The 19,750-nt window shown below is 40.8% G+C and carries 21 protein-coding genes; all 21 read right to left on the minus strand.

The window, feature by feature from the left end:
* Positions 1-14: 14 nt before the first annotated feature.
* On the minus strand, positions 15-554 hold the full coding sequence (locus tag AC0VYC_RS10310) for a ReoY family proteolytic degradation factor (RefSeq protein WP_008344562.1): 540 nt from the start codon (positions 552-554) through the stop codon (positions 15-17).
* Between the two features lie 75 nt (positions 555-629).
* Positions 630-1,901 (minus strand): tetratricopeptide repeat protein, encoded by a 1,272-nt coding sequence (locus AC0VYC_RS10315; protein ID WP_035702924.1) that lies wholly within the window; start codon positions 1,899-1,901, stop codon positions 630-632.
* 289 nt (positions 1,902-2,190) lie between these two features.
* Positions 2,191-3,477: a 3-phosphoshikimate 1-carboxyvinyltransferase gene (gene aroA / locus AC0VYC_RS10320; RefSeq protein ID WP_475388407.1), complete on the minus strand. Its 1,287-nt coding sequence runs from the start codon at positions 3,475-3,477 to the stop codon at positions 2,191-2,193.
* Between the two features lie 10 nt (positions 3,478-3,487).
* Entirely contained in the window at positions 3,488-4,603 is a 1,116-nt protein-coding gene (locus AC0VYC_RS10325; RefSeq protein ID WP_217967030.1) for a prephenate dehydrogenase, read from the minus strand.
* Between the two features lie 117 nt (positions 4,604-4,720).
* On the minus strand, positions 4,721-5,818 hold the full coding sequence (gene hisC, locus AC0VYC_RS10330; protein WP_335350779.1) for a histidinol-phosphate transaminase: 1,098 nt from the start codon (positions 5,816-5,818) through the stop codon (positions 4,721-4,723).
* Positions 5,819-5,829: 11 nt separating this feature from the next.
* Positions 5,830-6,633 (minus strand): tryptophan synthase subunit alpha, encoded by an 804-nt coding sequence (trpA, locus tag AC0VYC_RS10335; RefSeq protein ID WP_335350778.1) that lies wholly within the window; start codon positions 6,631-6,633, stop codon positions 5,830-5,832.
* The gene (gene trpB, locus AC0VYC_RS10340) at positions 6,630-7,829 is read right to left on the minus strand and encodes a tryptophan synthase subunit beta (RefSeq protein WP_142155373.1); all 1,200 of its coding nucleotides are present in this window, start codon (positions 7,827-7,829) and stop codon (positions 6,630-6,632) included. The genes trpA and trpB overlap by 4 nt, the downstream gene beginning before the upstream one ends.
* Positions 7,810-8,478: a phosphoribosylanthranilate isomerase gene (locus AC0VYC_RS10345; RefSeq protein ID WP_024718510.1), complete on the minus strand. Its 669-nt coding sequence runs from the start codon at positions 8,476-8,478 to the stop codon at positions 7,810-7,812. Before AC0VYC_RS10345 ends, trpB begins: the two co-directional genes overlap by 20 nt.
* Complete coding sequence (gene trpC, locus AC0VYC_RS10350) at positions 8,475-9,227, minus strand: indole-3-glycerol phosphate synthase TrpC (RefSeq protein ID WP_024718509.1); 753 nt, start codon at positions 9,225-9,227, stop codon at positions 8,475-8,477. The genes AC0VYC_RS10345 and trpC overlap by 4 nt, the downstream gene beginning before the upstream one ends.
* Positions 9,220-10,242 (minus strand): anthranilate phosphoribosyltransferase, encoded by a 1,023-nt coding sequence (gene trpD, locus AC0VYC_RS10355; RefSeq protein WP_335350777.1) that lies wholly within the window; start codon positions 10,240-10,242, stop codon positions 9,220-9,222. Before trpD ends, trpC begins: the two co-directional genes overlap by 8 nt.
* Complete coding sequence (gene trpE / locus AC0VYC_RS10360) at positions 10,214-11,761, minus strand: anthranilate synthase component I (protein WP_335350776.1); 1,548 nt, start codon at positions 11,759-11,761, stop codon at positions 10,214-10,216. The genes trpD and trpE overlap by 29 nt, the downstream gene beginning before the upstream one ends.
* Before the next feature lie 232 nt (positions 11,762-11,993).
* Positions 11,994-12,377: a chorismate mutase gene (gene aroH, locus AC0VYC_RS10365; protein ID WP_008344549.1), complete on the minus strand. Its 384-nt coding sequence runs from the start codon at positions 12,375-12,377 to the stop codon at positions 11,994-11,996.
* The gene (gene aroB, locus AC0VYC_RS10370; RefSeq protein ID WP_096881578.1) at positions 12,374-13,465 is read right to left on the minus strand and encodes a 3-dehydroquinate synthase; all 1,092 of its coding nucleotides are present in this window, start codon (positions 13,463-13,465) and stop codon (positions 12,374-12,376) included. The genes aroH and aroB overlap by 4 nt, the downstream gene beginning before the upstream one ends.
* Positions 13,465-14,637, minus strand: a complete 1,173-nt coding sequence (gene aroC, locus AC0VYC_RS10375; RefSeq protein ID WP_008344548.1) for a chorismate synthase — start codon at positions 14,635-14,637, stop codon at positions 13,465-13,467. Before aroC ends, aroB begins: the two co-directional genes overlap by 1 nt.
* A gap of 76 nt (positions 14,638-14,713) precedes the next feature.
* Positions 14,714-15,490, minus strand: a complete 777-nt coding sequence (locus AC0VYC_RS10380) for a CheR family methyltransferase (protein ID WP_008344547.1) — start codon at positions 15,488-15,490, stop codon at positions 14,714-14,716.
* 144 nt (positions 15,491-15,634) lie between these two features.
* Positions 15,635-16,081: a nucleoside-diphosphate kinase gene (gene ndk, locus AC0VYC_RS10385; RefSeq protein WP_003216015.1), complete on the minus strand. Its 447-nt coding sequence runs from the start codon at positions 16,079-16,081 to the stop codon at positions 15,635-15,637.
* A gap of 129 nt (positions 16,082-16,210) precedes the next feature.
* Entirely contained in the window at positions 16,211-17,173 is a 963-nt protein-coding gene (gene hepT, locus AC0VYC_RS10390; protein ID WP_160757560.1) for a heptaprenyl diphosphate synthase component II, read from the minus strand.
* A gap of 24 nt (positions 17,174-17,197) precedes the next feature.
* Positions 17,198-17,902, minus strand: a complete 705-nt coding sequence (locus AC0VYC_RS10395; protein ID WP_007500957.1) for a demethylmenaquinone methyltransferase — start codon at positions 17,900-17,902, stop codon at positions 17,198-17,200.
* Between the two features lie 3 nt (positions 17,903-17,905).
* Positions 17,906-18,673, minus strand: a complete 768-nt coding sequence (locus AC0VYC_RS10400) for a heptaprenyl diphosphate synthase component 1 (protein WP_024718505.1) — start codon at positions 18,671-18,673, stop codon at positions 17,906-17,908.
* Between the two features lie 115 nt (positions 18,674-18,788).
* Positions 18,789-19,019, minus strand: coding sequence for a trp RNA-binding attenuation protein MtrB (mtrB, locus tag AC0VYC_RS10405; RefSeq protein ID WP_008344541.1), 231 nt, complete (start codon positions 19,017-19,019; stop codon positions 18,789-18,791).
* Positions 19,020-19,042: 23 nt separating this feature from the next.
* Positions 19,043-19,612: a GTP cyclohydrolase I FolE gene (folE, locus tag AC0VYC_RS10410; protein ID WP_003215789.1), complete on the minus strand. Its 570-nt coding sequence runs from the start codon at positions 19,610-19,612 to the stop codon at positions 19,043-19,045.
* Positions 19,613-19,750 lie beyond the last annotated feature (138 nt).

Genomic DNA, 19,750 nt, shown 5'->3' on the forward strand with positions numbered 1-19,750 from the left:
CTTATTGGCTTGGTTTATGATAATAGGCTTAATTCTTTTGCTAACTTATTAAATGTTTCTTGATCATGACGGTCAAGCGCTTCATCGATTTCTTTCATCAGCCGTTCTTTTTGGAAAGTAGCGATAGAATGCTCTAGCACTTTCTCAGCAAGATCTTTATCTTTTTCATTTTCATAAAGATCTTTAGGAATATGAGGATTTGTTTCAAGTACAGCGGCATATTCCGGCGAACGATATGCAGATCGGAAATTCAATTGAATAAACAAATCTTGCTGTTTATTCAAACGAATATCATGAAATGATTTTTCTGCATCTGTCGTCATGATATTTTCTTTATAAAATCTAAAGGGAACTTCATCCACACAGTGTGTTGACATAATAATTCCCCTTGGGCAAAATTCTGCTTGCTCTACAAAATGAACCTTTTCCATCAAAGAGTCGTGACTCATTAAATAATTTAATATCCAAACACACTCTCTTCGCTTTAACTGATAATGGTTTAAGAACCACCGGATAAATTCCTTCTTTTCATTGACAGAAACAGGGGTCTGCATGTTATTCCCTCCTCTATCGTAAATTAAATTGCTATACATGAATTATTCAACAAACCAGTTCTTCATTCCTGCAAACTATAAGGAAATTTCGTCTTCAATTCTTAAAATCGTTTCTTCAATTTCTTCATTCGTGCCATCTTTCTGAAGAACTTTTCGTAATAACGGCAAGGCTTCTTTTTGTCTGCCTTCTTCTAAAAGGAACGAAGCATATTCATATAAAAAGTCACGTTCCTCATCAAAATCAGGCAGAGCAAGTTTGAAATACTCAGCGGCTTCATCGTATTCTTCTCGTCCGACAGAAGCAGAAGCAGCATACCAATTCCATTTTGGATCTTCTTCCCCAAAGCTTTTAACCTCTTTAATCACATCCAGAATTTCATCAAACAGCTCTTCATTTAAATAGATCGCAAGCAGCGTTTGAACCGCTTCAATATATCCTGGATCAAGAGCAAGTGCTTCTTGAAGCAATTTTTTCGCATCTTCCGAATGGCCATTTTTCAAATCAATCTTTGCCCCATATAAATATAACTCTTTGTTATACTCATCCACTTTAATTCCTTCTTTTACTATCTCTAAAGCTTCATGATATAGTCCTTCTTCCTCATAGCTTTTGGCTAAAGGCATATAAAGTGATGAATACGAAGGATCAATATCTTTTAGTTCAGAGAGCTGCTGAATAGCCGTTTTCGTTCTGCCAGCCCTCATCGCTGTAAATCCGTAGCCAAAAAGTGTATTTGGATCCACTTGATCTTTTACAGCCTTTTCATACCATTCAAGGGCATCTTCAAATTCTCCAGCTGTGCTTAATGATTCAGCGAGCCGCTGATATACATTGACACCACCAATTTCATTTTGTTGATCGGCCACTTTGTAGAAATAGTCGGCTGCTTTCTTTGAAAGACCTTGGGAAAAATACAATTCCCCTAAAGCAAAATCAATGACGGCTTCATGAGGTAGTAACTCTTTCGCTTTTAAAAGCTTTTGTTCACTAACTTCAAATAGTCCTTGCATTTGATACAAATCTGCCATTAACAATAAACTCTCTGGATACGCATCGTCATCTTCAGGAATCGTTTCAAGAACTGCTATTGCCTTCTCTTCTTCATCAGAGTCTATTAACAGCTCTGCATAAAAACAGGTTAATCCTGTTTCTTCTGGATATAAATCATGTAAATCACTAATTAGATTCCGTGCTTTATCAATATCTCCCCAGTCATAATATAACTGAGCTGCCTGCGCTTTTTCTTCATCATGAAGATGCTTCTCTGCTTGAGCAAGTGTTTGGAGTCCCTTTTCAGTCTCACCCGCCTCAACTAATTTTATGGCTTCTTGTAATGAACTATTCAAATCAAACCGTTCCTTTCTGTTTCCAAAAACCTAAACTGTTGTTACTTCATATCATAATCGACAGCTGCATATCCAGCAAATATGTTGCTCTTTTAACATGAAGCCATTTTTGTGTTTTGAAGACTCTTTTTCAATCAATACTTTACTAAACTGATGATTTGTAAACCGAATACGCTAAAAAATTGTTTTTGAATCAGCAAAATGCTCTTTTTCAAGGTTTCACCTTGAGACAAGCTATGCTATAGTTCTTTCAAATATGCAAAAGGAAAGAAAAAGCCTGAGGAAATCCTCAGACTGTTTGCGTTAAGTATTCAATGTGTTCAAAGAAATTTGGGTAAGATACACGTACTGCATCTGTATCTTCAATCTCGATTGCTTGCTCTGTTATACATGCCGCAATTCCTAACATCATACCAATTCGATGATCTCCGTAGCTTGAGACGACTGAACCGCCTTTAAGGCTCGTTTTACCATGAATCTTCATTCCATCATCTGTTGCTTCAATATTAGCACCTAGTTTTTTAAGTTCTGAAACGACTGTATCAATCCGATTGGTTTCTTTCACTTTTAATTCAGCAGCATCTTTAATGATCGTTGTTCCTTCTGCTTGAGTAGCTAGGAGCGCAATAATAGGAATTTCATCGATCAGTCTAGAGATCATATCACCTGAAATGTCGATCCCTTTTAATGAAGAGGTAGAGATCGTTAAATCACCGTACGGTTCTCCGCCTTTAGCATCCACTTCTTGAATGTCGAGGTCTGCACCCATTTGTTTTAGCACATCTATAATACCAGTTCTCGTTTTGTTCAAACCGACATTTCTCAATACAATCCGGCTGTTTGGAACGATAGATCCAGCCACTAAGAAAAATGCAGCTGAAGAAATATCTCCAGGGACAAATACATCTGTTGCTTTTAACGTTTGTCCACCTTCAATTGAAACACTTTGTGCATCTTCATGTAGCGAGACACCAAACATTGATAACATTCTTTCGGTATGGTCTCTTGATTTATGCGGTTCAGTTAACGTCGTTGTTCCTTTTGCCTGCAGTCCAGCTAGAAGGACAGCCGACTTAATCTGGGCACTGGCAACTGGAGACTCATAAGAGATAGCTTTTAAATTGCCCCCACGTATAGAAAGCGGTGTATACTCGCCATTTGCTCTGCCATCGATCTTGGCTCCCAATTGTCTTAGCGGATCTGTTACCCGTTTCATCGGTCTTTTGGCAATACTTTCGTCTCCAATCAGCGTACTGTGGAACTCACAGCCAGCCAAGATTCCCATCATTAAACGAATGGTCGTGCCAGAGTTACCAACATCGAGAATATCGCTCGGCTCTTTAAGTCCTTTTAGTCCCTTACCATGAATGACAACATCTGTACCTTTTTGTTCGATGTCGACACCCATTTTTCTAAAACAATCAATCGTGCTTAAACAATCAGCGCCAGGAAGAAAATTTTTTACTACTGTAGTCCCGTCAGCAATAGCGCCAAACATCACAGATCTATGAGAAATGGATTTATCTCCTGGAATATGAATTTCTCCATTCATAGGAGCACTTTTATGAATTTTCATGTTCCTCACCTCAATCAGCATAAAATGTATCGTAATTTGCTCTATTTTTTATACAGAGTTCTGCCCGCTTTCGATCGTCATCTGTTTGAAAACTAATGCGTAAAATCCCGTTAATGTCTTCTCGCGTTTCAATAATACGGATATTTGTAATACTGATGTTTTCATTTGCTAGATATCCTGTAATTTCCGAAATAACACCAGGATGATCCGGCACATCGACATAAAGATCATAAAAAGCAGGGATCGCTCCTTTTTTCCTCAGAGGCAGGCCGTCGCGATATTCCTTGGCCTCTTGGAAATAAGAGAATAACCCCTCAGCATCTTCTTGTTGCACAAAGGATTCAATGCGGTCAATCTCTTTTTTCCATTCATGAAATCGGTCTAAAATCTTGTTTTTATTGTGCAAAAGGATATCGCGCCACATTGCAGGATTACTTGATGCAATACGGGTAATATCTCGAAAGCCTCCAGCAGCAAACCGTTTTACAAGAGGATATTCTTCTTCAAAATGATGCGCTTGATGCACAAGACTGGCAGCGACGATGTGTGGAAAGTGACTAATCACACTTGTCACAGCATCATGTTCTTCGGGTGTCATTTCAATGAAATGAGCATTGGTTCCCTTCAGTAGATCCTTCAAACGGTCAACAGCCTGACGACTTGTTACTTTTGCTGGCGTTAAAATGTAGAATGCATTTTCAAATAAAAAGTCTTTTGCTGCAATGACACCTGACTTATGAGACCCTGCCATCGGATGCCCGCCAATAAATTGGTAATGATCAGGCAACGTTTTTTCAGCAAAGTGAACGACCTTTTGCTTTGTGCTCCCTACATCCGTAATCGTGAGCTCTCTTTCAATACCAGATGCTGCAATATCACTTAACATTTTGACGGTTTGTTGTACTGGCGTTGCCAAAATAATCGTTGCTGATGCTTTTAAGCCTTCCATCAAGGACTCGGCAGTCGCGTCGATGATTCCTAGTTTTGTTGCAGCAATCATTTGTTCTTTAGAGACATCATAGCCTACAATTTTTTTATGTGGAAATTCTTTTTTAATCGACAGTGCAATAGAACCACCAATTAAACCAAGCCCAGCGATTAATATGGTTTCGTTTGCTTCATTCATGTTCATCACCTGATTTTTCGCGTAAATTAAACAAGCTGTTTCAATAGCTTATATGTATATTGGATGAGTTACAACGAAAGCCATATCCCATAAACAGGATATGACTTCATTGTTATGCTACGCACGAATGCCTTGTAATAAATCGGCAAGTGTAGTTAAGATTTCTTCATTTTGCTCCTTTGTTCCAACAGTAATACGTAAAGAAGTTGGGAATCCGAGAGCTTGACCAGATCGAACGATATAGCCCTTTTTCAAAAGTGCATTGAACAGCTCCTCTGCGTCTCTTTTAAAATCAATCAGCACAAAGTTTGTTTGAGATGGATAGATAAATAATCCAAAACGGTCTGCAAAATCTTGATATTGTTTGAGACCTGCTTCATTTTTTTGTCTGCACGATTGAATAAAGTCTTGATCTTTAATGGCTGCACGTGCAGCTGCCTGAGCGATACGACTTGTATTAAAGGGCTCCCTCGCAGGTTCAATGGCGGTAATCAACTCCTCTGAGGCAACCCCATAACCTACTCGAAGTGCCGCAAGTCCATATGCTTTAGAGAACGTGCGCAGTACAATGACATTTTGATAGGCTTTTAATAGAGATAAACTGTTCGGAAAGTCTTCCGCGCGAACATATTCAAAATATGCTTCATCTAGAACGACAAGCACGTGAGCAGGCACTTGATCTAAAAACGATACGAGCTCAGACTCTGACAAATGATTTCCTGTCGGATTGTTCGGGTTACACACCCAAACGACTTTTGTGTTGTCATCCATCGCATCCAGCATTCCCTTTAGATCATGAGCTCCACCATTTAGAAGTGGTACTTCTCTAATCTCTGCATGCTCAATCACTGCATTGTGACGGTATTGCGGGAATGACGGAGATGGGATCACCGTATTTGTATGTTGATCAAGGAATGCCCTAGCAATAATTTGCACAAGTTCATCTGAGCCATTCCCGAATATTAATTGTTTTTCATTTACTTGAAGAAACTCAGCCAGTTCCGTTCTTAAACTTGCGCTGTATCCGTCTGGATAAATCGCTAAATGTTCAAGTTCAGCTTGTATGGCCTCTCTTGCATGTGTGGAACATCCAAAAGGGTTTTCATTTGAAGCCAATTTCACAATTTTGTCTAATTGATATTCTTTTTTGACCTCTTCAATTGGTTTCCCAGGTTGATACGGTTTTAGCTGTTTTAATTGATCTTTGATTTGCAAAATGTTTCACCTCATTTGAATGAATAGAGGGGACTAAATGTTTTTGCATATGTTTCAAATTCTCTTAAAGCCTCTTGGCGTGTATCACTTGCTACTAATTGTTCTTGAAGCTCTTCAATTTTATTGACAAGCGCACTGCCGACAACGACACCATCACTCATTTTATTCATTGAGTCTACTTGTTCTCTTGTTGAAATACCAAAACCTACAGCAACTGGTATTTGACTCAGCTGTTTTACTTGTTGAATAAAATCTGTAATCGATGCGTCGAAAGATTGTCTGACACCTGTGACGCCGAGAGATGAAACACAATACACAAAACCTTCTGCCTGCTCTACAATTTTTTCTAATCGTTCCTTGCTTGTTGGTGCAACGAGTGATATATATGAAATGTCGTGTGCTTGACAGTTCTTCTGCAGCTCGCTGCTCTCTTCAAAAGGCAAGTCGGGTGTTAAGAGTCCCGAAATATGATTTTTGCGCAGTAAAGCGAAAAAGTATTCTGTGTCTAATTGTAACACAGGATTATAATACGTAAATAGAATTACAGGAATTTTTACGCCGTTTTTTTTCATCTTTCCTGCTAATTCTATCGCTTTTACGATATTCATACCATGATGAAGTGCTCTTTTAGAAGCTCTTTGAATGACGGGGCCGTCCGCTAACGGATCGGAATACGGAACACCTAGTTCAATCGCATGTGCCCCTGCTGCTTGAAGCGCGAGGGCTAAATCAATGGTGATCTCTTCTGATGGATCACCCGCTGTAATAAATGGAATAAATAATTTCTGACCTTGCTCTAATTGAAATGTGATCATTTTGTTTCACCCTCACTTTCAAGCACATTCATTAATGTATGCACGTCCTTATCTCCTCTGCCTGACAAGCAGACAAGAACAATGTCGTCTTCCCTCATGTTCTGGCTCATTTCAAACGCTTTAGCTAAAGCATGTGCAGATTCGATCGCTGGCAGGATTCCTTCTTTTTCTGTGAGCAGCTTTAACGCATCTAGTGCTTCTTGATCTGTCGCACTCACATATTGAACCCGGCCGCTCGCATGCAAATACGCATGCTCTGGTCCGATCCCCGGATAGTCTAATCCAGCTGAAATCGAATAAGGCTCAATAATTTGACCAAATTCGTCTTGGATCAAGTATGTCAAAGATCCATGTATGACACCTTTTGTCCCTTTCGTGATGGTCGCTGCATGAAGCGGAGTGTCGATTCCTTTCCCAGCAGCTTCTACACCAATGATATCGACCTCTTCATCTAAGAATGCCCGGTACATTCCTATCGCATTGCTCCCGCCGCCAACACAGGCAACGACTTTATGAGGAAGCTGCCCTTCCTTTTCAAGTATCTGCGCTTTTGCCTCATCTCCGATCATCCGCTGAAATTCACTGACGATTTGAGGATACGGATGAGGTCCAACGACTGAGCCGATCATATAAAAGTGGTCACTGCAATGCTGGACCCAATAGCGGATGGCTTCATTGGTTGCATCCTTTAATGTTCCGTTCCCGCTTGTGACAGGTATGACTTCAGCGCCGAGCAGTTTCATTCGGAACACATTGAGTGATTGTCTTTCCACATCTTCTTTTCCCATAAATACAGTGCAGGATAAACCGAATTTTGCGGCCACCGTTGCAGCAGCTACACCGTGCTGACCTGCTCCTGTTTCGGCGATGATATTTGATTTCCCCATTTTTTTCGCTAGCAGTGCCTGCCCAAGCGCATTGTTAATTTTATGAGCGCCTGTATGGTTTAAATCTTCTCTTTTTAAATAGATTTTAGCACCGCCGAGATATGCCGATAATTGATCAGCGTATGTGAGTGCAGTTGGTCTGCCTGAATAGTTTTTCAAAAGCGATATATATTCCTTTTGAAAAGCAGGGTCTTCTTTTAATTCACGAAAAGCTTGTTCGATCTCTTCTAGTGGCTGCATGAGCGTTTCAGGAACGAATTTCCCTCCAAATTCTCCGTATCTGCCAATCTCATTTGGATATGCGTACATGGTTCAACATCCTTTCTTCGAGCACTTTCATCTTTGTACTGCTTTTCTTTCCGTTTTCTTCTATACCGCTTGAAAGGTCTATGGCGTCTGGACCAAAAGCAAGCAGATCTATTATGGTGTCTGGCGTGATCCCGCCAGCAATGGCGCAAGTTTTTCCCAGTTGTTTTGCATGCTGAACATATGAAGGCACCGCCTCCCATGCAAAAGCTGTTCCAGAACCGCCTCTCATGCCTTTTACTTTCGCATCAATGAGAAAGCCGTCGACACTTGGAGCAAATGCCGTCATATGTTCAAGTGTGTCGTTTACATCGGGCTCGTGATGGAACACTTTCCAAACGAGCGCCTTCGTTTGTTGTTTGATGTCGCTTGCATCTTCTGGCGTCTCATCGCCATGAAGCTGCACAATATCTAAGGGGAGGTTGTTTGTGATCTCGCACACTTTTGGTGTTTTTTCATTCACAAATACCCCCACTATCTCTTTTTTGCATTTTACTTGTGACAGCCAGTGTTTCACTTGATCTGGATCAACTCGTCTTTTACTCGGCGCAAAAATAAAACCGATGGCATCCGCTTGGGATTGCGAGATGCATGCGACATCCTCTTGTGAGACAGCCCCGCAATATTTTAAGTAAGGCTTACTTTTCTTCATTCTCCGAACAATGCCTGAACGGCTTTCTCCTGTGATTGTTCCCTCATTAAAGATTCACCAACAAGAACGGCATTTGCTCCGTGCTGTTTCACAAAGGTCAGATCATCAAATGTCTTTATCCCGCTTTCACTTACTAGTAATACGTCTTTTGGAACAAGTGGCGCGATCTCTTTTGTTTGTTCAACAGTTGTTGTAAACGTATTGAGATTCCGGTTGTTCACACCGATAATCTCAGGAGTGAATAGGTGTAAGATCTTTTCTAGTGTATGTGCTGCATGTACTTCAACGAGGACATCCAGTCCTTTTTCTTTCGCTTCTGTATAGAGCTCATACAGCTTTTGCGGCTCAAGCACCTCTCCGATTAATAAAATGGCATCTGCCCCTATCCGTTTCGATTCTTCTACTTGTATAGAGTCAATAATGAAATCTTTTCTTAAAATAGGACGTGTGATGTGTTCTTTAATAAGAGACAAATATTCGTTTTTCCCTTGGAAAAACGGTTCATCCGTTAAGACAGATAAACAATCAGCATTTGATGCTTCGTATGCTTTTGCTGTCTGTAAAGGATCAAAATGAGGCTGAATGATTCCTTTGGAAGGAGACGCTTTTTTCACCTCAGCAATCAGTCCTATTGAGCGGTGAGGATTCATAAGAGCTTCTTTAAATGATTGTCTTTCATAATGTCCTTCCTCAGGTAATTGCAAGGTTTGCACATGTTCTTTTTTACGGGCGATAATTTGATTAAGCATAGATCTCTTCCTCTTTCGTTTTTTGTTTTAGACGGGCTAATTGTTCTTTAGCTGATCCGTTTTTGATCGTTTCTAATGCTTTCATTGTGCCTGCCATCAGACTCTCTGCTTTTCCTGCCACATATAATGCGGCCCCAGCATTAAGCCCTGTAATATGAAGCGGTGCTCCACCCGCTTGATAATTCAATATATTCTGAATCAATTTGGCGCTTTCTTCTGGTGATTCGACCTGAATGTCTGATAAATGCCCTTTTTCAAGTCCGAAGTCTTCTGGGTTTAACGTATATTCTGTCATGACACCTTTTTTGAGTTCAATGATGTATGAATTTGCTGTAATGGTTAATTCATCCAGCCCATCATCTCCGCAAACAAACAGGACATGTTCTGGCTCCAAAGGAGCAAGAGCTTTCGCCATGAGCTTTGCCTTTTCCTTTGCATACACACCGATGATTTGCTTTTTGGCCTGCATCGGGTGGCAAAGCGGTCCTAATAAGTTAAATACCGTCCGAAATCCGAGCTGCTTGCGTACGGCGGCTACTTGTTTCATAGAAGAATGATAGAGCGGTGCAAATAAAAAGCCCATGTTTTTCTGCTGTATTTGCCGTCTTGTTTCTTCAGGTGTGGATTGAATTTGAATACCAAGACATTCTAGCACGTCAGCACTCCCGCTTTTAGAGGAGACGGAACGATTTCCGTGCTTGGCGATTTTCGCCCCAGCAGCCGAAGCAACGATGGCAGCGGCTGTTGATATATTAAATGTTGATAAACCGTCGCCTCCTGTCCCGCACGTATCAACGACATCAAGTGACCTTTCTACTGGTGCTGCATGCTGCCTCATGGCTTTCACGAAGCCTGTCATTTCTTCGGCGGTTTCTCCTCGATGCGCTAAAATAGATAGACTAGCAGCGACTTCAGCATCTGTTAACGAGCCGCTCATCATATCATGCATCAGGCCATTTGCTTCTTTTTCTGATAGTTTTCCTCCATTAACAAGAGCTGATAGTCGTTGATTCATTTGGCACACTCTCCTTTTCTGAGAAAATATGTTCAGCAAGCTGAATGGCTTTTAGAAGTGCTCCTGCCTTATTACATGTCTCTTCCCATTCGTTTTCTGGAACGGAATCAGCGACAATGCCGGCACCTGCTTGTATAGAAGCAGTCTGATGTTTGACGCTCATTGTGCGAATGGTAATACAGGAATCGATATTGCCGTCGAAACCAATATAGGCAATACAGCCGCCATACGTCTCTCTTGGCTCAGGCTCCATTTCGTTTAATAATTGCATCGCCCTAATTTTGGGGGCGCCTGTCAATGTGCCTGCTGGAAAAGCGGACATAAGTGCGTCTACTGGATGTGTATCCTGCTTCAGCTTCCCTGTCACAATAGAAATAATGTGCATGACGTGCGAAAAGTTCACGACTTTTGTAAAAGTTGGGACAGACACACTGCCGTATTCTGCCACACGTCCCACATCATTTCGAGCCAGATCCACCAGCATGTAATGTTCTGCTTTTTCTTTTTCATCATCGAGCAACTCTCTTGCTAGTGCATCATCTTCTTCTTTTGTCAATCCTCGTTTTCTTGTACCAGCAATTGGATGGATTTCTAAGTGTCCGTTTTTCGCATGGATTAATCGTTCTGGCGAGCTTCCGACTAAGTCTCGATCTTTTAATTTCATAAAATACATATACGGTGATGGATTGACGATCCGAAGCACACGATATAATTCAAATGAGCTCACTGTCACTGGAATGTCAAAACGCTGAGAAAGTACACCCTGGAAGATATCACCCGCTCGAATATACTCCTTGATTTTTTCGACATCCTTTAAAAATTTTGCTTTTTCATAGGTAGACGTCACCTGTTCAAACGAAGGGGGTTCATTCATATTCCCTGAGATAATCAGTTCTTTCATATCAATTTTTGTATGAAGCTGCTGTATCATCAGTTCAAGCTGCTTTTGATTTTCTCGATAAACCAGAATTTTTTCTTCCTCTGTTTCATGACCGTTCAGCTGCGTGTACTGAATAAAATGAACTTGGTTTGTTTCGTGATCAAATGCGATCATTGTTTGGCATACAAATAATGTGCAATTATCTGTTGTTGATGCATTCGGATGCGGCTTGACAGACGGCTCAATGTTGGGAATGAGGTCGTAACTTAAGTACCCTACGGCTCCGCCAGTAAATGGAATATCAATTTCAGGTGTCTTGATTTGATATTGCTCTTTCATCCAGTCAAGCAACTCTTTCAGCTCCGCTTTTTGCATCACTGACTTTCCCGCAGTGTCACGAGCAATATAATGGTCTTGCTCGTCATGTAATGTTAAAAAAGGATGTAATCCGATAAAGGAATATCTCGACCAGCTAGAAGATTCGTCTTTGCTTTCTAGCAAATACACAATATCCTGTTTCAGTTTCTCAACAATTTGAATGGGTGAGAGCGTATCAACTGTAATGGTTTCAACAATCGGGATGGTTTTGTAAAACTGACTGTCTCTTAAAAATTGGGTAAGGTTTGATTGGGATTTCATAAGCACACTCCTTAAATGGAATTAAGGAGAATGAGGGGACATCTTGAGGATTTGTTTGAGTATACGAAATAAGCCTAAAAGAGGCTTCGCTCTTTTAGGCAGTATGATTAAATAGAAGTATCGTATCTCTGCTCAACTCTACTCATCTCAACTACCCTAGTCTCATTCTCATCTTCTCTAAGCTTGCAATGCCGTTCACACCTGTGTGTAAACTTCGGCTGTTCATATCGTATTATAATTCCTTGTTTTTTGTCAACTGTAAATCAGGCCGAAGCGTGACAGCCTCTTCCAAGTATACGTGCTGGATGTCTTCCTGCTTGACATCTGTCTGAACGGTCATTAAAACGCGAATACACTTCTTTAGACCTCCATCAATGTCAAGCTCTTGCATACAAGTAACAGGCACATAGGTCCATCCTTCAAACTGCCTGAGTGCTTTTGCTGGAAAAACAGAGTGAATATCTTGTGTAGCTGAAATCAAGATCTGCACGACACGCTCTGGATCTACTTGATTTTTTGAAATGATCGCTTCTAGTAGCTGCTTCGTTTTGGTTAACACTTCTGTTTCTGTATCTTCTGTCACAGTTGTAGCCCCGCGTATCCCGCGAAACATCATAGACAGCCCTCCTCCCGTTTCCATTCTTCGAGCCAGTGATACAGCTCATCTTTTGTGAAAGATTGCAGGGTGACGTCTCCAACTTGTTTTAGCAAAACAAACTGAACACTCCCGCCTCTTGCCTTCTTATCACCAATCATGCGATCGACAAATGTTTTGGTTGAAATCGTTTGTGTGACTTGTACTGGGAACCCTAGTTCTTTCATCCACACTTTAAGTTTCTCACGATCTAGGCTGAGTCCTTGCTCTTTTTCACTGACATATAAAGCAAACTGCATGCCAATTGCAATGGCATCTCCATGCGTGATCGCACCGTATCCATACTCCGCTTCAATGGCATGACCTAGTGTATGACCTAAATTCAAGTATGCCCGCACACCTTGTTCTTTTTCATCTTCTTGAACAATGGATGCTTTCACTTGAATCCCTTGATAAAGCATATGTGCCAGTTCATCCCTTGATAATTCTGTCAACGAACGAATGGACATCAGTTCTGATAAAAAGACTTCACTTGAAATCAGTGCATGTTTTATCACTTCTGCAAAGCCTGATCTCAGCTCTATTGGTGAGAGTGTCTCTAGCATACTTGTATCATAGATGACAGCAGCCGGTTGATGAAACGCACCAATTAAATTTTTGCCGAGCGGATGATTGATTCCAGTTTTTCCGCCGACTGCACTATCATGTGCAAGCAGCGTGGTCGGTACTTGAATAAAATCAATGCCTCTCATATAAGTGGCAGCAGCAAAGCCAGCCAAGTCTCCAATCACCCCGCCTCCTAATGCAATGATGCATGAGGAGCGGTCGAGTTGAAATTGGATGGCTTTCGTATGAATCTGCTCAAACTGCTCAAAAGATTTTGATTGTTCTCCGTTTGGCACCACTACTTTTTGTACAGACCATTTCTGTTTAAGTAATTGAACCATTTCATCTCCATAAAGGGCATCGACGGCTGAATCTGTCACGATAAAGAGCTTCGTGTAGGATCGCCCAGTGGAAGTAATCAAGTCTACGATATTTTGTCTAATCCCATCACCGATATATACAGGATAAGTGGCTGAAGACGTCTTCACTTCCAGTGTTTTCATTAAAACTCCCTCTGAAGCTGGCGCATTTTGTCCACATTTTCTTTAATGCGGTCAATTTGATCAAGACCAAACTGCTCAACCACTGCATTGGCGATTTCCCATGCAACGACTGCTTCTGCTACTACACTTGCGGCTGGAACAGCACAGCTGTCAGAACGCTCAATACTTGCAGAGAAAGGTTCTTTTGTCTCAATATCCACGCTTTGCAATGGTTTGTATAAGGTTGGAATTGGTTTCATAACCCCTCTTACGACGATTGGCATGCCAGTTGACATTCCGCCTTCAAGACCACCTAAGCGATTTGTTTTTCTCGTATAGCCTTTTTCTTCATCCCAGATGATTTCATCATGAACTTCACTGCCATTTTTAGAAGCCGCCTCAAAGCCAATACCGAATTCAACCCCTTTAAAAGCGTTGATACTCAGTACTGCGCCTGCTAGCTTGCTATCCAGTTTGCGGTCATAGTGCACATAGCTGCCGACTCCAACTGGCATCCCTTCAACGATGACTTCGACAATACCACCAATTGAATCGCCGTTTTGCTTCGCTTCGTCAATGGCATCCATCATTTTTTGACCAGCTTCACTGTCATAGCAGCGAACAGGTGATTCTTCTGTTACTTTTTGCAAATCTTCAATAGATTCATAAGCGGTATGGGAAGCTTTTACTCCACCTATTTCAAGGACGTGACCAGCCACTTTGATTCCAAGGTGAGCCAAAATTTGTTTCGCTACTGCACCTGCTGCTACACGAACCGTTGTCTCGCGTGCTGATGAGCGCTCTAATACGTTTCTCATATCACGGTGACCATATTTAATCGCACCATTTAAATCCGCATGCCCTGGTCTTGGACGAGAGATTTGACGCTTCATTTCACTCTCTTCTTCTTCAGTAATTGGCTCTGCACCCATGACCTTTGTCCAGTGCTTCCAATCATTATTTTCAACAACAAGTGCAATAGGAGAACCTAATGTTTTCCCGTGGCGGACTCCACTTAACACTTTCGCTTGGTCTTTTTCAATCTGCATTCTTCTTCCGCGGCCATGACCTTTTTGTCTTCTAGCCAGTTCATAATTGATGTCATCCTGCTCTATGTAAAGTCCCGCTGGAACTCCTTCAATAATTGTGGTCAGTTGTGGACCATGTGATTCACCTGCTGTTAAGTACCTCATGACTTATTCTCCCTTCATCGCATTAACGCTTTTAAGTAAAACTATGATAACACACTTCCTACTAAAAAGTCAGCTACTACCCCTTCTTTTGATAAAAGAAAGTATCAGCAGAGGTTAATCCAAACTTTTCTGGGTGAAAAATTTGTTCTGTAGAACCAACAAATAATACGCCGTTTTGCTTTAAACTGCTGCTCATTTTTAAGTAAATTTCTTCTTTCGCCTCTTCTGTAAAGTAGATGAGGACATTTCGGCACACGATGAGATCCAGCTGTTTTTCATATGGATCTGCTAAAAGGTTGTGTTTCTTAAATTGAATGTGCTTTCGAATCTCATCCTTCACCGTGTAAAATGAAGAATCTTCTTTGGTGAAATATTTTTGCTTGATTTGATCTGGCACCTCTTGCAAAGATCGTTCATGATATCTTCCTTTTTGCGCAGATTGCAAGACTTTATCATCTATATCCGTTGCAATAATTTGGAAGTCCTTCACAAGCGGATGGCTTGATAGCAACATTGAGAGTGTATACGGTTCTTCTCCAGTAGAGCAAGCTGCACTCCATATTTTTAGGGTGCCGCTGTTTTTTGAAAGCAGCGGCAGGATTTTTTGATCAAGTACTTCCCAGCGCTGATAGTTTCGGTAAAATTCTGACACATTGATCGTCATTCGATCCATCGTTTCATCTAATAGTGCTTTGTCCTTTTCAAGAGCAGACGCAAATGCCTCAAAATCTTTATATCCTTTTTTATCATAAAGAGATGTTAATCTTCGTTTCATTTGTGCTTCTTTATATAAATTCAGATCTACCCCAGTTAGTTTTTTCCATTTTCCAACAAATACTTGATACTGATCCATCAATGTCCTCTCCTGTCTCATCTATCTTTGTCCTAGTATAGCTGTTTTTATCATAAATTTGTATCATCTCATGCGAAAATTCGGATAGAAATCTCAATATAAAAAAGCCAAAGTGATCATTTGATGAACACTTTGGCTTGAACATTAATAAATCCAGCTTGAGATCGTTTGATCCCAGTTTGTCAGTTCTTCTTGTTTGAAGAACAGGTTGATTTCTCTTTCGGCACTTTCTGGTGAGTCTGAGCCATGGATAATGTTTTTGCCAACAGTTAATCCATAGTCGCCTCTTATTGTTCCTGGAAGCGCTTCCTTCGGATTTGTCTTTCCAATTATCTGCCTTGTTACGTCTACGACTTGTTCACCTTGCCATACCATCGCAAATACAGGTCCTGACGTAATAAAGTCAACCAATTCACCGAAAAATGGTTTTTCTTTATGCTCTCCGTAATGTGTTTCTGCTACTTCTTTTGGAATGCTCATGAGCTTTGCTCCAACAAGCTGAAGCCCCTTTTTTTCGAATCTTGACACAATTTCACCGATTAATTGTCTTTCCACACCATCAGGCTTGACCATAAGAAATGTTTTGTCCATATACGTTTTCCACCCCGTCGTTATGTATGTATAGGCTTACATTGTTACAAAGTGATCGTATCATTTTTTTTTATAATAATCAATTTTTGACAAAAAATTTCACAAAAAAACCAATCAACGAAACGTTGATCAGAATTTTCGTTTACCTATATATTTTGCAATCGACGCTAATGAAGATTTAGCCCGCCCGCGCGGAAGTTGATCGAGCTGTTCAAATGCTTTTTTCAAATACATTTCACTCACTCGAATGGAACGGTCGATCGCATCTGTTTGTTTGAGATGTTCAATCACAGGTTTCAGCTGCGTTTCCGTCGTTTCACTATTGATCAGCTTCAACTGACCTTCTAACGTCGGGTTCTGAAGCGCATATAAAACGGGAAGAGTGACATTTCCTTGTAAAAGGTCCCCGCCAACAGGTTTGCCTAATTCTTCTTCAGTTGATGTAAAATCAAGGACATCATCAATGATCTGGTACGACATACCAACATAGTACCCAAACCAGTAAAGGGCTTTATGTGTTTTTTCATCTGTTCCAGCTGCAATCGCACCTAATTGGCAGCTACCTGCAATAAGCAAGGCTGTTTTTCGTTTAATTCTTCTTAAATATGTACGAAGGTTTTGGTCCATGTTGTATTTATCTTTGACTTGTTCTATTTCCCCAAGACAGAGCTCGACGACCATTTTTGACAAAATTTCATGTGCCATTGGGTGATTGATTTTCGTCATGTACTCGAGTGACCTTGCAAATAAGTAATCCCCCGTGTACATCGCAATTCTGTTGTCCCATTTTGCTTTAATCGTCGGTTTTCCTCTTCTCAGTTCTGCATCATCAATGACATCATCATGGACAAGTGATGCCATGTGGATTAATTCAAGCGCTACGGCTACATATTTAATTTTATTAATATCATAGTCACCAAACATGCCTGAAAGGAGAACAAAAACGGGGCGGATTCGTTTTCCGCCCGCTTGCAGCAAATGAAGACCGGCTTCACTTAATAATGCATAATCAGAGCGAACGGTTTGTTCAAGCTCTTTTTCAATTATATCGATATCATGATTTAGAAAAGAAATCATTGCTTTTAGTTTCATTATTTTCACCCAAATATCGTTTATTCAAAGCTTCTTTCCGATATGTGTTGCTGCTACACCGCCTGTAAATGGATGATACGAGACATCAGATAGACCGGCCTCTTCAAAAAGAGACGCCAATTCTTTCATGCCAGGGAACGTTTTGGCTGATTCTTGAAGCCATGAATACTCCTGATAGCTTTTGGCAAACAGCTTGCCAAAGAGCGGCATGATGTATTTGAAATAGACATAATACCCTTGTTTAAACCCAATCATCTCAGGCTGTGATGTTTCAAGGCAGACAACCATTCCCCCGGGTTTTACCACTCGTGTCATTTCCTTTAGCACTGTTAAGTAATCAGGGACATTTCGAAGGCCAAAACCGATTGTGACATAATCAAATGAGTTGTCCTCAAAAGGAAGCTCCATTGCATTGCCGTGGAGCAGCTCAATTTGATTGTAGCCGCCTGTTTTCACCTTCGTTTCGCCAACACTCAGCATATTTTTACTGAAGTCAAGGCCTTTGACCTCGCCTGTTTCTCCAACAGCGTCTGCAAGCGCAATCGTCCAATCGGCAGTTCCGCAGCATACATCTAGCGCTTTGGCTCCTTTTTGAACATTCATGAGCTTCATTGTTTTATCGCGCCATTTTTTATGCTGTTTAAAGCTAATGACAGAGTTCATTTGATCATAGTTTTTATAAATTTTTTCAAATACACCGTGTACTCGCTGTTCTTTTGATTGCTGCATGACTTACCCTTCTTCCACTTTCTGATGGTACGCAGGTTCATTTTTCATATGATCCAAGCGATTTAATAGCTCTTTTTGAACGATCGGAGATGAAACTAGATGCTCCTTGATTGATCGTTTGGCCTTTTCATAGCCTTCACTTTCAAAGTTGTCAAAACATGTATAGGCGTCCGTATAGCTATCGTTCAAAAAAAGTTTTAAATGTTTGTCGTCTTCTGCTTGTTTCATAAAACGTTTATAAACAAGGAAGCGACTTGCAATTTCATTCCAATGCGTCAATTGAAAGTGCTCAGAAATTCTTTGGAATAGCGCAGATTCTACTGTAGCAACACTTTTATAAAAGTGGGCTGCATCTTGAATGGATCGATCATATAGTCTAATTTTATGTTCATTAATCTCTTTGATCGCCGTGGCGAGAGTACGGATCATGTAAATATCTTTCATGTCAGAGAGAAGAGAGTAATAGAGACCGCTGAAATAGTCTCCTGCTAGGATGGTCAACTGACGATTTTTGAACTCGTCTTGTTTGATGGCTGCAGCAGTTGTGACTTCGTCATGGGTATCAAGGGCAATTTGCACAAGCATCGCCGTTAAAATATAATTTTCTTTTTTCTCAGCATCGATTTGAGCTTCATCAAACATTGCATGAAAAAGAAGGAGCTTATCTTCATCGATGAGCGGCGCACGCAAATGCTTCGCCAAATAAGGATGAGAAAGCTTTTTGTTTAATTTTATATTCAGATTAGATAAAATTCCGTAGATGTCTTGCAAAGATATCACCCTTGTCCCAAAAATTACAGTTTCATATGTAGCTCTCTACATTGTATAGAGATTTATTATACCATATCAGGCCTAACTTTCATGCTATCAAGTGCATAGTCGTGCGTTATTTCTTTGCTTCGCTTTGAATTTCACCGAAGCTTGTTTGAATGACAGCATCGCCCCGCACTTTGATGGCTGATGTGTGCTCAGTAAATTGTGCGATAATGACTTCACCTTTATCGAGCTTTTCGGAATGGTGAAATCTTGTATCGGAACCTCTAGTTAAGCCGATCACATTGACACCATTATCAATGGCTTTAATCACCACAAAATCAGATGCTTTATTTTCACTCAATCTGTTCACCTTCCATCTATGGATTAGTCGTTTTTAATAAATGAAAGCACTTCTGCTCTTGCTGCCGCATCATTTGCAAATGTACCGCGTACGGCTGAAGTGACTGTTTTAGCGCCGGGTTTCTTCACTCCGCGCATCGTCATACACATATGCTCTGCTTCAACGACAATCATCACACCATGTGGATTTAAAGTTTCCACCATACTATCTGCAATCGTTGATGTAATGCGCTCCTGAAGCTGCGGGCGCTTTGCCACGGCTTCTACTGCTCTCGCCAGCTTGCTGAGTCCCGTTACTTTTCCGCCGCGCGGAATATAAGCGACATGGGCTTTGCCATAGAATGGCACAAGATGGTGTTCACACATTGAATGAAAAGCAATATCTTTCACAAGAACAAGTTCTTCATGATCTTCACCAAAAATGGTTTTAAAATGTTCTTTTGGATCTTCATTTAATCCCGAGAACACTTCTTCATACATTTTTGCTACTCGTTTTGGGGTATCAAGAAGTCCCTCACGATCTGGATCTTCTCCGATTGCTTTTAATATATCGCGTACCGCGTGTTCGATTAATTCTTTATTTATTTCACTCATGTATTATATCCTCCAAAGGCGATTACATTTCATTCAGATTCTAGCACACTTCAGATCCTAAAAGCAAAGGAGAGCGTTCTAAACAAACCATTTGATTCAAAAGGAAAAGCCCCTTATCAAAGGGGCTTTTCTAGACCA

The organism is Bacillus sp. iso_77, assembly GCF_056173625.1.

Coding starts and splice junctions, on each gene's coding strand:
- AC0VYC_RS10310 (WP_008344562.1), bottom strand. CDS start 554: ATGCAGACCCCTGTTTCTGTCAATGAAAAGAAGGAATTTATCCGGTGG.
- aroA (WP_475388407.1), bottom strand. CDS start 3,477: ATGAAAATTCATAAAAGTGCTCCTATGAATGGAGAAATTCATATTCCA.
- AC0VYC_RS10325 (WP_217967030.1), bottom strand. CDS start 4,603: ATGAATGAAGCAAACGAAACCATATTAATCGCTGGGCTTGGTTTAATT.
- trpA (WP_335350778.1), bottom strand. CDS start 6,633: ATGATCACATTTCAATTAGAGCAAGGTCAGAAATTATTTATTCCATTT.
- trpB (WP_142155373.1), bottom strand. CDS start 7,829: ATGTACGCATATCCAAATGAGATTGGCAGATACGGAGAATTTGGAGGG.
- AC0VYC_RS10345 (WP_024718510.1), bottom strand. CDS start 8,478: ATGAAGAAAAGTAAGCCTTACTTAAAATATTGCGGGGCTGTCTCACAA.
- trpC (WP_024718509.1), bottom strand. CDS start 9,227: ATGCTTAATCAAATTATCGCCCGTAAAAAAGAACATGTGCAAACCTTG.
- trpD (WP_335350777.1), bottom strand. CDS start 10,242: ATGAATCAACGACTATCAGCTCTTGTTAATGGAGGAAAACTATCAGAA.
- trpE (WP_335350776.1), bottom strand. CDS start 11,761: ATGAAATCCCAATCAAACCTTACCCAATTTTTAAGAGACAGTCAGTTT.
- aroH (WP_008344549.1), bottom strand. CDS start 12,377: ATGATGTTTCGCGGGATACGCGGGGCTACAACTGTGACAGAAGATACA.
- aroB (WP_096881578.1), bottom strand. CDS start 13,465: ATGAAAACACTGGAAGTGAAGACGTCTTCAGCCACTTATCCTGTATAT.
- aroC (WP_008344548.1), bottom strand. CDS start 14,637: ATGAGGTACTTAACAGCAGGTGAATCACATGGTCCACAACTGACCACA.
- AC0VYC_RS10380 (WP_008344547.1), bottom strand. CDS start 15,490: ATGGATCAGTATCAAGTATTTGTTGGAAAATGGAAAAAACTAACTGGG.
- ndk (WP_003216015.1), bottom strand. CDS start 16,081: ATGGACAAAACATTTCTTATGGTCAAGCCTGATGGTGTGGAAAGACAA.
- hepT (WP_160757560.1), bottom strand. CDS start 17,173: ATGAAACTAAAAGCAATGATTTCTTTTCTAAATCATGATATCGATATA.
- AC0VYC_RS10395 (WP_007500957.1), bottom strand. CDS start 17,902: ATGCAGCAATCAAAAGAACAGCGAGTACACGGTGTATTTGAAAAAATT.
- folE (WP_003215789.1), bottom strand. CDS start 19,612: ATGAGTGAAATAAATAAAGAATTAATCGAACACGCGGTACGCGATATA.